General features: G+C 64.0%; 15 protein-coding genes. 8 read left to right on the top strand and 7 right to left on the bottom strand.

Annotated features, from left to right (window positions below; genetic code table 11):
- Window positions 1-118: 118 nt before the first annotated feature.
- Window positions 119-373, bottom strand: coding sequence for a DUF7533 family protein (locus VI340_RS12910; RefSeq protein ID WP_336358484.1), 255 nt, complete (start codon window positions 371-373; stop codon window positions 119-121).
- Window positions 374-484: 111 nt separating this feature from the next.
- On the opposite strand from VI340_RS12910, the gene VI340_RS12905 reads away from it, so the two are divergent.
- The gene (locus VI340_RS12905) at window positions 485-976 is read left to right on the top strand and encodes a metallophosphoesterase (protein WP_008307746.1); all 492 of its coding nucleotides are present in this window, start codon (window positions 485-487) and stop codon (window positions 974-976) included.
- A 3-nt stretch (window positions 977-979) separates the two neighbouring features.
- Here VI340_RS12905 and VI340_RS12900 read toward each other — a convergent pair whose 3' ends face one another.
- Complete coding sequence (locus VI340_RS12900; RefSeq protein ID WP_008307747.1) at window positions 980-2,044, bottom strand: type II glyceraldehyde-3-phosphate dehydrogenase; 1,065 nt, start codon at window positions 2,042-2,044, stop codon at window positions 980-982.
- A gap of 191 nt (window positions 2,045-2,235) precedes the next feature.
- Between VI340_RS12900 and VI340_RS12895 the strand changes: the two genes are divergently transcribed.
- Complete coding sequence (locus VI340_RS12895; protein ID WP_008307748.1) at window positions 2,236-3,189, top strand: aminopeptidase; 954 nt, start codon at window positions 2,236-2,238, stop codon at window positions 3,187-3,189.
- A gap of 180 nt (window positions 3,190-3,369) precedes the next feature.
- On the opposite strand, the gene VI340_RS12890 is transcribed toward VI340_RS12895, so the two are convergent.
- Window positions 3,370-3,783, bottom strand: a complete 414-nt coding sequence (locus tag VI340_RS12890; RefSeq protein ID WP_008307749.1) for a DUF1648 domain-containing protein — start codon at window positions 3,781-3,783, stop codon at window positions 3,370-3,372.
- A gap of 110 nt (window positions 3,784-3,893) precedes the next feature.
- Between VI340_RS12890 and VI340_RS12885 the strand changes: the two genes are divergently transcribed.
- The 3 genes from VI340_RS12885 to VI340_RS12875 all read left to right on the top strand — a co-directional run bounded on the left by VI340_RS12885 (window position 3,894) and on the right by VI340_RS12875 (window position 5,966).
- The gene (locus VI340_RS12885) at window positions 3,894-4,547 is read left to right on the top strand and encodes an HVO_0476 family zinc finger protein (protein WP_008307750.1); all 654 of its coding nucleotides are present in this window, start codon (window positions 3,894-3,896) and stop codon (window positions 4,545-4,547) included.
- Window position 4,548: 1 nt separating this feature from the next.
- Window positions 4,549-5,172: a protein-L-isoaspartate(D-aspartate) O-methyltransferase gene (locus VI340_RS12880; protein WP_336329342.1), complete on the top strand. Its 624-nt coding sequence runs from the start codon at window positions 4,549-4,551 to the stop codon at window positions 5,170-5,172.
- A gap of 62 nt (window positions 5,173-5,234) precedes the next feature.
- Window positions 5,235-5,966, top strand: a complete 732-nt coding sequence (locus tag VI340_RS12875) for a protein-L-isoaspartate O-methyltransferase family protein (protein ID WP_008307752.1) — start codon at window positions 5,235-5,237, stop codon at window positions 5,964-5,966.
- Here VI340_RS12875 and VI340_RS12870 read toward each other — a convergent pair.
- Window positions 5,963-6,409 (bottom strand): DUF7382 domain-containing protein, encoded by a 447-nt coding sequence (locus VI340_RS12870; RefSeq protein WP_008307753.1) that lies wholly within the window; start codon window positions 6,407-6,409, stop codon window positions 5,963-5,965. The genes VI340_RS12875 and VI340_RS12870 overlap by 4 nt on opposite strands.
- A gap of 75 nt (window positions 6,410-6,484) precedes the next feature.
- Here VI340_RS12870 and VI340_RS12865 point away from each other — a divergent pair, with 75 nt between their 5' ends.
- Complete coding sequence (locus VI340_RS12865; protein WP_336358483.1) at window positions 6,485-7,549, top strand: ATP-binding protein; 1,065 nt, start codon at window positions 6,485-6,487, stop codon at window positions 7,547-7,549.
- Between the two features lie 14 nt (window positions 7,550-7,563).
- On the opposite strand, the gene crcB is transcribed toward VI340_RS12865, so the two are convergent.
- The 3 genes from crcB to VI340_RS12850 are packed head-to-tail and all read right to left on the bottom strand — an operon-like array spanning window position 7,564 to window position 8,656.
- Window positions 7,564-7,923 (bottom strand): fluoride efflux transporter CrcB, encoded by a 360-nt coding sequence (gene crcB / locus VI340_RS12860; protein ID WP_008307755.1) that lies wholly within the window; start codon window positions 7,921-7,923, stop codon window positions 7,564-7,566.
- Complete coding sequence (locus VI340_RS12855) at window positions 7,923-8,306, bottom strand: fluoride efflux transporter FluC (protein ID WP_008307757.1); 384 nt, start codon at window positions 8,304-8,306, stop codon at window positions 7,923-7,925. Before VI340_RS12855 ends, crcB begins: the two co-directional genes overlap by 1 nt.
- Window positions 8,307-8,308: 2 nt before the next feature.
- Entirely contained in the window at window positions 8,309-8,656 is a 348-nt protein-coding gene (locus VI340_RS12850) for a hypothetical protein (protein WP_008307758.1), read from the bottom strand.
- A 309-nt stretch (window positions 8,657-8,965) separates the two neighbouring features.
- Here VI340_RS12850 and VI340_RS12845 point away from each other — a divergent pair, with 309 nt between their 5' ends.
- Complete coding sequence (locus VI340_RS12845; protein WP_336358482.1) at window positions 8,966-10,927, top strand: archaea-specific SMC-related protein; 1,962 nt, start codon at window positions 8,966-8,968, stop codon at window positions 10,925-10,927.
- Window positions 10,928-10,971: 44 nt separating this feature from the next.
- On the top strand, window positions 10,972-11,589 hold the full coding sequence (gene rdfA, locus VI340_RS12840) for a rod-determining factor RdfA (protein WP_008307760.1): 618 nt from the start codon (window positions 10,972-10,974) through the stop codon (window positions 11,587-11,589).
- Window positions 11,590-11,782: the final 193 nt, after the last annotated feature.

Raw genomic sequence — 11,782 nt, 5'->3', positions numbered from 1 at the left:
CGCGTGTTCCAGGGAAGCCCGTCCAGAAGGCCGAGGAATTGCGGGCCGAAACGGTCGAGGAACACGACCACATGGCGGCGGTGGACAGAGCCACCTCGGACCGCTGGCGCGACGAGAGTTAGTCGTCGTCGCTACTGTCCGGTGGCTTCCCGCTGGGGAGCGCACTGCGGGCCCGCCCGGCGATTGCGCCGGGGATATCTGTCGGAGAGGGGGCGACCCACTCGATAATCAGTAAGGCGGCGGCTAACCCGAGAAAGACCGCACCGATCGCCGTCTGGCCGCGGGCAAGGTTATCGATGCCGAGGAGGGTGACCCGCGCGGCGAGTACGACCGCGACCATCAGCTCGATTGTCCCGATGAGTCCCCGTGCCATCGGTCGCCGTAGGCGGTGACTAAACAAAAGCATCGCGTCTGTGTGACGACGGCGGTCCCACCAGTGTCGAGGGCCACACGTTCAAGTCGCTGCCGGCTGAACGTCGTCGGTATGCAGATCGGTATCGTCTCGGACACGCACGACAACGCCGCGCAGGTCGAAGCCGCAGTGGAGACGTTCTCGGAGGCGGACTGTGAGACGGTCGTCCACTGCGGCGACTTCGTCGCCCCCTTCTCGGTGACGCCGTTCGACGGCGACTGGTCGTTTTACGCCGTTCGTGGCAACAACGACGGCGAGTGGGCAGTCCAGTCTACCGTCGAGGAATTCGGCACGTACTTCGGCGAGATGGGCGAGCTGACCATCGACGGGAACACCATCGCGGTGTATCACGGGACCAGCGGGGAGATCGTCGACGCGCTGGTCGACTGTGGGACCTACGACTACGTTTTCCACGGGCACACGCACGAACGCGGTTACGAGGAGCGCGGGGGCACGGAACGAATCAATCCCGGCGGCATCTCGATTCCGCCGGCCTCCGAGCCGTTCTCGGTTGCGACGCTGTCGACGGACACCGGCGAAGTCGAGTTCCACAAACTGGGGTGAGAATCAGTCGTCGGCGTGACTGTCGACGCGCTGTGGGCTGCCGTCGTGTTCGACGAGGCCGCGGCCGACGCCGAGGGCTTCGTCGGTCCGGCGGATGCTCTTCTCGGCGCTTGCGGTCCGCTCCGAGAGCGCGCGAACGGCGTCGATGTTCTCCGGCACGACGTCGGCTTCCTGGTGAATCGCCTGAAACAGGTAGAGGTCCCGCCCCTGGACTGTGATTGATTCGGCCCAGATACAGTTCTCCCACACGTCACCGCGCGGGCGACCGGCGTCGCGGGTGTACTCTTTGAGTTTCCCTGCACCGTCGATACCCAGCGTCTTCGGGATGAGGAACAGTCGCGATTCGTCGGTCAGCAGCGACGTGACTTCCTCTGTCGTTGGTTCGCTTTCCAGCGTGACGTTGACGCTGTGGGTGTGCATCTGCGTTGTCGGGACCTTCATCCCCATCGTGTCGATGTCGAGGTCGGGAAAAATCGTCTGGACGTCAGGACCGTGGTGGGAGGGGATTTCGACGGGGTCGGGGAGTGTGTCGTTGATGGGGCCACGACCGGTCTGGCCCGGGTCGGCACCGCGCCGGACCAGTGTCACGCGCGATTTCTCGACGCCGTATGATTCCTTGAGCGGCGCGAGAAGGCGTGAAAGTCCAGTCGTGTTACAGGAGACGACGCGGGCCGTGTCAGCCCCGACTGCGTTCTCGTAGTTGGCGCGAGCGTTGAAGCTCACGTCTGCCACATCGGCGTCCTCCCCACCCTGGAAGATGGCTGGCGTGTCGTGCTCGGCGTACAGCGGCGCGTTGGCCGCGCCGACGCCACTTGGCGTGGTGTCGACGACCACGTCGCTCGTTTCAATGAGGTCATGGACCGTACCGGCCGTCGCGAGATCGGCTTCATCGAACGGTTCGCGGCCGTCCGCGGCGTAGAGGTCGTAGCCGCGGTCGTCTGCGATAGTTGCCTCGAAGTTCGGCGAGCGCTTTGCGACGCCCGCAACTGTCATATCTGGCTGGACACGCACCGCGTCAGCGACGCGTTTCCCGATGGTGCCGAAGCCGTTGATGCCCACGTGGAGCATACACGTCCATATCTCCGGGGAGAGTATATTCTTTGTGATTAATATACGGAGAAATTAACTCACATAGTTGTACCTCTGGCGATTGTGAGCTTTGACCACATCTCTCTGAAAACACTGAGACGTAGCGCGTTTCGACGCCCTACGCCGACAGTCCATCAAGAGTTATTCAGTCGGAGTACACAATCAGTTGTATGGACAACTCGTCGCTTCGTGCGCCCGCCGAGACCGCCGTCAAACAGTGCCTGAACCTCCAGCCCGACGAGTCATGCGCCGTCGTCACTGACGACCAGCGGAAATCAATCGGCGAGGCGCTGTACCGTGTCGCCGCGGAGATTACCGATAACGCCGTTTTCGTACGCTACCCGCCGGGCGAGCAACACGGTGCGGAACCGCCTGCGCCGGTCGCTGGCGCGATGGAAACTGCCGATGTCGTGCTCGCGCCGACGACCAAGAGCCTGAGCCACACCGAGGCTCGGACTGACGCTAACGAGGCTGGCGCTCGCGTTGCAACCTTGCCCGGCATCAGCGAGGGCGTGTTCCTGATGGGATTAGACGCCGACTACCACCGCATCGAACAGCACTGCGAGGACGTGCTGGCGCAGGTCGAAGACGCCGAGGAAATCCGGGTCACGTCGCCCCAGGGGACCGACATCACGTTCGGTATCGGTGCGCGCGAGTGGCACATGGACACCGGTATCGTCCACGAGGCCGGCGAGATGTCGAACCTCCCCGCTGGCGAAGTGTTCCTCGCCCCGGAGACGGCCGACGGCACGTTCGTCGTCGACGGGACGATGCGCCCCCACGGCAAACTCGACGGCAAGTGCCTCACCTTCGAGGTCGAGGACGGCTACGTCACGGACATCGACGACCCCGAAATCCGCGCGCAGGTCGAGGACGCTGCCGAGGAGGTCGGTCGGGACGCGTACAATCTCGCCGAACTCGGCATCGGCACGAACGTCGCCGTGACCGAACTTGTCGGTTCCGTCCTGCTGGACGAGAAGGCCGGCGGGACGGTCCACATCGCTATCGGCGACGACCACGCGATGGGCGGCGACGTGCACGCGCCGATTCATCTGGACGGGATTTTGACGGAACCGACCGTGTATGCGGACGGCGAGGAAGTGGAACTTCCTCGGGTGGAGTGAGCGGTAACGCCGCGAACGTGGGGAGATCGTAGATCTCCCAAAGACGAACGGCGACTGACGGGAGCCGTGAGGACGGCGAGGAAGTGGAACTTCCTCGCGTTGTGTCGTGCCACGCGGCGAGAACGGACTCCCACAAAGACCGGTGAGTAGCGGACGCTGACTGACAGCCGACCGCCGCTATCAGTCTACGTATTCTGCTTTCAACGCGTACGCGACCATACCAACCGCCCAGACCAGCGATCCGACGAGGACGAGGTCGAACGGCACCGGGTAGCCGAGGTTCCACGCGAGCACGAGCCCGTGTATCCCACTCATGAACGCCATCGTTGCGACGGTGATGGTGGCCGCCACCCGCGGTACGTCCGGCGGGTCGTAGCGGAACGCCCCTTTCAGTACAATGAGTGTTCCGAGCATCAGCGCCGGCATGAGAACGACGCCGACCGGTTTCGAGACGTAGTTATCGGGCGTGCCCGACGCGGAGAAGTGAATCGCGACTTCGGCGGGGAGGCGCGACCAGACCGCCACGCCGGCCAGGGCTGTCAGGGCGATGATGGCACCGCTTGCGATGTCAGTACGGCTCTGTCGGCGCGCCATACCCGTTGTTTCGTCCCGCGGCTCAAGAAGGTCGGCGTGACTGTGCGAGTGGGAACCACGAGCAGCGCCGTGGCGACGACCATTTACGGGAGCGTAGTCAACGGCTGCATATGACAGACGCTACACCGGGCGACCGCATCGCCCTCCCGTGTCCGGCCTGTTCGCCGGACCTGGAAACGGTTCACGAGGTGCTGAAGCCGGGCGGCCATGTGACGGTTCGCTGTACGGACTGCGACCACGTCCACAAGGAACAACTGCCGGAGGAAGAGACGCTGAAGCGAAGCGTCGTCGTCTCACAGGACGGGGACTCCTTCACCGCCGAGGTCGATGTCCCGGCCGAGGAAGAACTGTCCGTCGGCGAGGAGTTTCTGCTGGAGACGGAGGAAGCCGTCGTGACGGCGCGGATCACCAGCCTGGAGACCGCGGACGGCCGCGAGGACGAGGCGGCCGCCGAGGACGTCGAGACTATCTGGTCGCGGGCGGTCGGGAACGTCTCGGTCAACGTCACGATGCATCCAAAGGACGGCACTCACGACGAGACCGAGAGCTTCAAGCTCCACGTCCCCGGCGACTACGAGTTCGTCGTCGGCGAGACCGAGGAGTTCGGCGAGGAGGAGTTCACCGTCGAGGGGATTCACGTCCGCGACGACGCACACGGCTACGACCACGAGAACATGGACCACGACGGCGACATGGGTATCGCGAAAGACATCAACCGACTGTACGTCAGGGACGAGTCGACCACGGCGTGGTCGGCGTGGTAGGATGGCCCACTGGGACCGAGAGCGGTCGCGGCTGGCTGACCGTCTTCGCAAGCGCGTCTCCGACGAGGCCGTTCTCGCGGCGATAGCGTCGGTTCCCCGCCACGGGTTTGTTCCGGACGACAAGCGACACGACGCCTACGCCGACCGCCCGCTCCCGATTGGGTCGGGTCAGACGGTTTCTGCGCCGCACATGGTCGCAATCATGGCCGAGTTACTGGACCTGTCCCCGGGGGACCAGGTGTTAGAGGTCGGTACGGGGTGTGGCTACCACGCCGCGGTGACCGCCGAACTGGTCGGCCCCGAGAACGTCTACAGCGTGGAGTACCATGCATCGTTGGCCGACGAAGCTCGGGAAACACTGGAAGCGACCGGCTACGGCGACGTTTCCGTTCGCGCCGGCGACGGCAAGGAGGGGTGGCCCGACCACGCCCCCTACGATCGGACGTATCTGACCTGTGCCGCGCCGGAGTTCCCCGCCCCGCTCGTCGAACAGACCCGCCACGGTGGTATCCTGCTGGCTCCAATCGGTGACGGGCGACAGCGTCTCATCCGGGCGGAGAAACAGGCCGACGGCACGTTCGATAGCGAGGACCACGGCGGCGTTCGATTCGTCCCGCTCCAGTAGGGTCTTTCGACAGACGCCGCCGTTGTCGCGCCATTGATATAGCTCTGGTCGAATATACTGGTATGGACCCAGCGGTACTGCGGGACGACATGGTCGACAGCCTGCAACACGAGAGCAAGGGTGTTGTCCGGAGCGCGTGGCTGTCGGCGGCGATGCGTGCCGTCCCCCGGGAGGCCTTCGTCGGCGAGCAACAGGCCTACTCCGACCGCCCGTTCGAGCGCCTCGGCACGCGTGTGCTCTCGCCCAGTACCGCCGGTCGAGTGCTCGAAACCCTGTCACCCGAGGAAGACGACGACGTGCTCGTGGTCGGTGCCGGTGTCGGCTACACGGCCGCGGTGCTTGCAGAACACGTCGGTGCGGCCAACGTTCATGCGATAGATATCACGCGGCGGCTCGTCATCGAAGCCCGGCAGAACCTGGCAGAAGCAGGTTACGACGCCGTCCTCGTGGACCGTCGCGACGGGGCTGCCGGGCTGCCCGAATACGCACCGTACGACCGTATTCTTCTGGAAGCCGCCGCAATCGACCCGCCGCGGGCGCTCCTCCAGCAACTGACCGATGACGGTCGACTGGTGATGCCGCTTGGCACCGGTGAACAGTCCCTCGCTGTCGTGGAGGCCGACGGCTCGGTCACGCGACACGGCACCGTCGCGTTCCAGCCGATGCTCGTCGAGGGCGAGCAGGCCGACACCGTCGAGCGCAACCGGACCCACCGTGAAGACCGCGAGCGCGCCCGCCGGGCAGCCCAGTCCCGCGCCGGCTGGGAGCAGGAGTGGATCGACTGGGACGGCTAGGGCGACTCGACGACGAGCAAGTCGGTGTTCGAGCGGGCGTCCTCGTAGTTGCTCCCAGCCGGTGGTTTCACTTCGAACGTGACGGTGCCGTCCTGTTGATTCGGTCCGAGCGACGGCGACAGTGAGAGGGTCGCGTTCCCTGCACTCCCTGTCTCGCCAGTCTTAACCGACGAGAGCGTTGCAGTCCCGCTTTTCGCGACCACCGTCGCGCCGGAGACGGGCGACCCCTTCGAGTCGACGACAGTGACAACTACGTCCTGTGTCCCCGGATTAGCCACTTCGGGATGTGGCTCAACATCGACCTCGGTTACTTGCAACGTCTCGATTCCGGAGATGGTGCTCATCATCACGGAGAGGCAGGCGACGCCGACCACCAGCGCGATGACCAGACGTATCGGCAGTCCCTCGATAGCACGTTCGTCGCGCCACAGCGAATCTGACATGGGTCAGGGTGGCCCCGGGTTCGTACTTGAATCCCCGGACGAACGTTCAAATATCAGAGCGGAGCAACCGCCGGCATGGTCGTTATCGGACGCGAGGAGGCGACGGGGGCGACGGCGCGGCTGGGTCACTATCGGGCCCGCGACGGGAGCCGCGGCGCTGCGGTCGACCTCGATGTCGACCGGCCACACGTCGGTCTCGTCGTCGGCAAGCGAGGGTCGGGGAAGACGTACACGCTCGGCGTCCTCGCCGAGGGCCTGCTGGCTGCCGAGGGGGTCTCGCCGGTCGTCGTCGACCCGATGGGGGCGTTCACGTCACTTAGCGCCGCGGACGTGTCTGTCACGGTGGTCGACCCCAGCGTTCGCGCGGACGCGCTCGACCCGCGCCAATGGTGTGCGGTGCTCGGCCTCGACCCGGAACGGGGCGCGGGAGCGCTCGTGTGGCGAGCGGCGAGCGAGCGTTCGACCCTCGAGGGGATGCGCTCGTGGGTGGCTGATTCAGATGCGGCGGCGAGCACCGGCCGCGCAGCGGCAAACCATCTTGCGCTCGCTGCGTCATGGGATATCTTCGATGCTGCGGGTATCGAAACGGGGGCGCTGTGCAGCGACGGCCTGACCGTGCTTGACGTTTCGGGACTCGATTCGCGGCCAGCCGGCGCGGTCCTCGCCGCTGTCGCGACTGCACTTTACGATGGTCGGATGGCTGGGCAGACGGACCGGCTGCCGTGGCTGCTGGTCGACGAAGCGCACGCGTTCACCGACGGCGTCGCCCGGCGTCCGCTCCACCGACTCGTCACTCGGGGCCGCCAACCCGGGGTGAGTTGTGTGCTGGCGACACAGCGACCCAGCGCCGTGCCGGCGACGACCGTCTCGCAGACGGACCTGCTCGTCGCCCACCGACTGACGAGCGCGGCCGACATTGACGCGCTGCGGGCGGCCCGGCCGACGTATCTCGACGGTGATCTCGCGGCCCGGCTGCCAGAGATGACCGGTGACGCGCTCGTTGTTGACGACGGCACCGAATCTGTCCACCATGTGACTGTCCGCGAGCGGCGGACGCCCCACGGCGGCGAGACGCCGCGGGCAAGCGACCTCGAAGCAGACAGGAACCACGAAGTCTCTGCGGGGGGTCCTGAAACCTGAGGGGCCGGCGGGATTCACACGATCTGCACGATGCCCCAGGCCAGCCCGATTGCGGCCAGCGCACCGACGAGATTGCCGACGGCGTTGAGTACGGCCAGCGCTACATAGCCGTCCTCCCATAGCCGCACCGTCCCGACGGAAAACGAGGAAAACGTCGTGAACGAGCCACATGCGCCGACACCGACCAGCAGTGCCGCGTCCCCGGTCACACTGGCGAACGTCAGCAGTCCGAGGACGAAGCTCCCGATAACGTTCACCGTGAGCGTCCCGAGCGGGAGCGTCTCTCGCTGGACAGCCCCCGCCAGATAGTGGCGACAGAGTGCCCCGATAGCGCCGCCGGTGCCGACAAGATGCGCGGGCTCGATAGCGACCATCAGCGCTCACCACCGGCGAATAGTCGGACGGCTTCACGACCGACAAGGACACCGGCAAACCCCAGAGCGTAGCTGCCGACGATGTTCGCGACGGCCCACTCGGGCGTTAACACCGTCTCAACCGCGAACGTGCTGTAGGTGGTAAACGACGAGATGAAGCCGGTCGACGCGGCCAGCTTCGTCTCGCTGGCCAACGCACCGACCTGCAGCCCTTCGTAAACGAGTACGCCGAGCGCGAAACTGCCGAGGACGTTGACCAGCAGCGTCCCCTGCAACCCCGGAACAAAGAGGCCGACGAAGTACCGGAGGTTCGAGCCGGCGAACCCCCCCAGCCCCACGAGGACGATGGTTTCGACCGTTACCAGTGGGTGGGTGTCTGCCATCCTCACTCCCCGAGTATCTCCGCTAGCCGCGCTTCACCGAGCGTGTCGACGAGCTGTGCGAGTTCGATAACCCGTTCTTCGCCGAGCGCGTCGACGAGTTCACGGATCTCTGCCGGGTCGAACGTCCGGGCGACGTAGCCGAGGTTCTCCACCATCCGCGTCGTCCGGTCGAGTGTCTCTTCGTCGGGTCGTAGCGTTAGCGGCCGGTTCGTGAACTTGCCGTTTTCGTTGAAGTAGCAGAACCGTAACTCGGCGGTGTCGCTGTCATCCGGATCGACGATCTGCAAGACACCGTACCCACTGTCCCACTCGTCCAGTTCGACCTCGAGCAGCGTTTCGTAACGGGTCATACGACCTGCTTCCGATCACGCCGACTTATAGGTTGGCATCTAACGAGGTCCACAAGCGGTTGAGATTGCTATCCACAATAAAACGCCAGTATCAGAGCGATCTACCCTCTCTCCCTGTCGCCAATCCCTCCGTATCGGAATAATATTGGTACAGGTGTTATTCCGGAATCGGCTGTCAGTCTGTGCGCTGTCTGCCGTGTATCATCACCGTCGAGTCTGGCGTGTCCGCCCGCACTCGGGACGCCAAGTGTGTAATTTGGTTTTCGGCAATGAAATTATTTTTATATCCGCTCCGACTACAGCAGACCAATGCCAGAATCAAAGCAAGGATCTAGTGTCGCCCATTTCGATGTCACCAATATCGGTGGGATCGACGAGACGTCAGTCGAGATTCCACCGGGCGTGACGGTGCTGACGGGAAAGAACGCCACAAACCGGACGTCGTTTCTGCAGTCTATTATGGCGGCAATGGGGAGTACGCAGGCCACGCTGAAAGGCGACGCCGACGAGGGGAGTGTTGCCCTCACGTACGGGGATGAGATGTACGAACGGACGCTCACGCGGGCGGGGGACGCTGTCCAGTTCGACGGCGACGGATACCTCGACGACCCCGAGGTCGCTGACTTGTTCGCGTTCCTCCTCGAAACCAACGAGGCGCGCCGGTCCGTGGCTCGGGGCGACGACCTCCGCGAGATCATCATGCGGCCGGTCGACATCGACGCGATCCGTTCGGAGGTCGAACAGCTGGAAGCGGAGAAGGGCGACATCAACGACGAGCTCGCCACGGTTGAATCCCGCCAGCGCGACCTTCCGGACCTCGAACAGCGCCGGACCGAACTCCGCGAGCAGATCGAGGAGAAACGCGAGGAACTGGCCGAGCGGGAAGAAGAGATCGACAACAGCAGCCGAGATATCGAGGAGAGCCGTCAGGAACAGGATGTCCTCGAAGAGAAACTCGACGAACTCCGTTCGACACGGTCGGATCTCGAATCCGTCCGGCGGGACATCGAGGCACAGGAGGAGAGCATCTCCTCGCTGAAACGTGAACGATCTGACCTCGAAGACGAACTGGACGAACTGCCGGAGACGCCGATGGGCGACCAGCAGCACCTCGAAGACGAGATCGCAAGCCTGCGCGACCAGCGCCAGCGGCTGAACAGCGAGATCTCCGACCTCCAGAGCCTCATCCAGTACAACGAGGAACGGCTCGAAGAGGAAGACTACGACGTCATCCAGTCACTCGAAGACGCGCCCGAAGGCTCCGACGGCGCGGTGACGGAGCAACTCCTCGAAGGCGAGGACGAGGAATCCGTCGTCTGCTGGACGTGTGGCTCGACGGTCGACCGCGAGCAGATCGAAGACACCGTCGACCGCCTGCAGGACCTCCGCCGGGGGAAGGTCGAGGACCTCAACGACATCAAGTCGGAACTCGACGATCTCAAGACCGACCAGCGCGAGGCGGAAAAGAAGCAGCGCCGTCGCGAGAACGTCGAGCGGAAGATACAGGAGACCGAAACGGAGATCGAACGCCGCGAAGAGCAGATCACCTCCCTGAAGGAGCGGCGCGAGGAACTGACTGACGACGTCGAGTCGCTGGAAGACGAGGTCGACAACCTCGAATCCGAGGACTTCGACGAGATCCTCTCGCTGCACCGGGAGGCGAACCAGCTCGAGTTCGAGATCGATAGCCTGGAGTCCGACCTCGACGACGTGTCGGCCGAGATCGAGGAGATAGAGGAGATGGTCAAACGGGCCGACGACCTCCGCGAGGAGCGCGATGCCCTCATCGAGGAACTCACCGACAAGCGGACGAAAATCGACCAGATCGAGGCCAACGCCGTCGACGAGTTCAACGAGCACATGGACGCTATCCTCGGCATTCTGGAGTACGAGAACCTCGAACGCATCTGGATCGAACGCGTCGAGCAGACCGTCCGTGAGGGACGTCAGAAGGTCGACCGAACGGTGTTCGAGCTCCACATCGTCCGGACCACCGAGAACGGCGCGGCTTACGAGGACACCATCGAGCACCTCAGCGAGAGCGAGCGCGAAGTGACCGGGCTCATCTTCGCTCTCGCGGGCTATCTGGTGCACGACCTCCACGAGAGCGTTCCGTTCATGCTGCTGGACTCGCTGGAGGCCATCGACTCCGCGCGCATCGCCGAACTCGTCGAGTACTTCGCCGACTACGCCGAGCATCTCGTCGTCGCCCTCCTGCCGGAGGACGCTCAGGCGCTCGACGACGACTTCAACCGCATCACCTCGATCTAACCCCGTAGTCTTTTAGTTCCGGTTACCGTACGTGGGAACAACAGATGGCGAATACGACAGACGGCCGGCCGTCGAGCAAAGTCGCTCGGCTCATCGACGAGTACGAACTCGATGGACTCGGTGCGGAGATGGAGGCCCGCTGGACGGGCGACGGTGAAGAGCGCATGAGCCTCCGTGACCTCGCGGAGTTTTTCAACAAGCGCCTCCTCGAACGCGAGCTGGTCGATGCGGGCCTGAGTGCCCTCGAAAGCGACGTGGAATCGACCTACGAGAACCTCACCGGTGACGACATCAGCACGGGCGTTCGGACTGACACGGTCAACCGACTCGAACGCAACGGCGTCGACGTCGATGGTCTCGAAACCGATTTCATCACCTACCAGGCTATCCGGTCGTATCTGAAGGAGTGGCGCGGCGCGGAGTACCAGGGGCTGTCCGACGACGAGAAGATCGAAAAGGATCTCGAGAGCATTCAGCGGCTACTGACCAGAACGCTGTCGGTCACCGACCAGCGCATCGAGAAACTGCGCGACACGGGCCGCATCGACATCGAGGACTTCGAGGTGTTTCTGGACGCGCAGGTGCTGTGCCAGTCATGTGGCAGCCAGTACGCCGTCGCGGAGTTCTTCGAGCAGGGCGGCTGTGAGTGTCAACAGGACTGAGTCGCTCCTCCAGATTCCATCTACTGTTCGGGAGAGCGACAACGATCAGAAAATACTGAAACAACCGACTGAGGTTGTGGAACGCAACAAAATAAAACACTTTGCCGGCTCGGACGCCCGCAGAAACAGAACCGTCCTGCTGTCCCGGACATCGGCTGGCGCAACCGGCTGCTGGGTCACACAGGGCTGAAGG

Origin of the sequence: Haloarcula sp. CGMCC 1.6347, assembly GCF_037078395.1 — an archaeon.
GTDB lineage: Archaea > Halobacteriota > Halobacteria > Halobacteriales > Haloarculaceae > Haloarcula > Haloarcula amylolytica.
This window is presented reverse-complemented; position numbering and strand designations above follow the sequence as displayed.

What these genes read in the sequence shown, in the direction of transcription:
- VI340_RS12910 (WP_336358484.1), bottom strand. Translation starts at nt 373, where the DNA reads ATGGCACGGGGACTCATCGGGACAATCGAGCTGATGGTCGCGGTCGTA.
- VI340_RS12855 (WP_008307757.1), bottom strand. Translation starts at nt 8,306, where the DNA reads ATGGCAGACACCCACCCACTGGTAACGGTCGAAACCATCGTCCTCGTG.
- VI340_RS12880 (WP_336329342.1), top strand. Translation starts at nt 4,549, where the DNA reads ATGGCCCACTGGGACCGAGAGCGGTCGCGGCTGGCTGACCGTCTTCGC.
- VI340_RS12870 (WP_008307753.1), bottom strand. Translation starts at nt 6,409, where the DNA reads ATGTCAGATTCGCTGTGGCGCGACGAACGTGCTATCGAGGGACTGCCG.
- VI340_RS12845 (WP_336358482.1), top strand. Translation starts at nt 8,966, where the DNA reads ATGCCAGAATCAAAGCAAGGATCTAGTGTCGCCCATTTCGATGTCACC.
- VI340_RS12865 (WP_336358483.1), top strand. Translation starts at nt 6,485, where the DNA reads ATGGTCGTTATCGGACGCGAGGAGGCGACGGGGGCGACGGCGCGGCTG.
- VI340_RS12890 (WP_008307749.1), bottom strand. Translation starts at nt 3,783, where the DNA reads ATGGCGCGCCGACAGAGCCGTACTGACATCGCAAGCGGTGCCATCATC.
- VI340_RS12875 (WP_008307752.1), top strand. Translation starts at nt 5,235, where the DNA reads ATGGACCCAGCGGTACTGCGGGACGACATGGTCGACAGCCTGCAACAC.
- rdfA (WP_008307760.1), top strand. Translation starts at nt 10,972, where the DNA reads ATGGCGAATACGACAGACGGCCGGCCGTCGAGCAAAGTCGCTCGGCTC.
- VI340_RS12885 (WP_008307750.1), top strand. Translation starts at nt 3,894, where the DNA reads ATGACAGACGCTACACCGGGCGACCGCATCGCCCTCCCGTGTCCGGCC.
- VI340_RS12905 (WP_008307746.1), top strand. Translation starts at nt 485, where the DNA reads ATGCAGATCGGTATCGTCTCGGACACGCACGACAACGCCGCGCAGGTC.
- VI340_RS12850 (WP_008307758.1), bottom strand. Translation starts at nt 8,656, where the DNA reads ATGACCCGTTACGAAACGCTGCTCGAGGTCGAACTGGACGAGTGGGAC.
- VI340_RS12900 (WP_008307747.1), bottom strand. Translation starts at nt 2,044, where the DNA reads ATGCTCCACGTGGGCATCAACGGCTTCGGCACCATCGGGAAACGCGTC.
- crcB (WP_008307755.1), bottom strand. Translation starts at nt 7,923, where the DNA reads ATGGTCGCTATCGAGCCCGCGCATCTTGTCGGCACCGGCGGCGCTATC.
- VI340_RS12895 (WP_008307748.1), top strand. Translation starts at nt 2,236, where the DNA reads ATGGACAACTCGTCGCTTCGTGCGCCCGCCGAGACCGCCGTCAAACAG.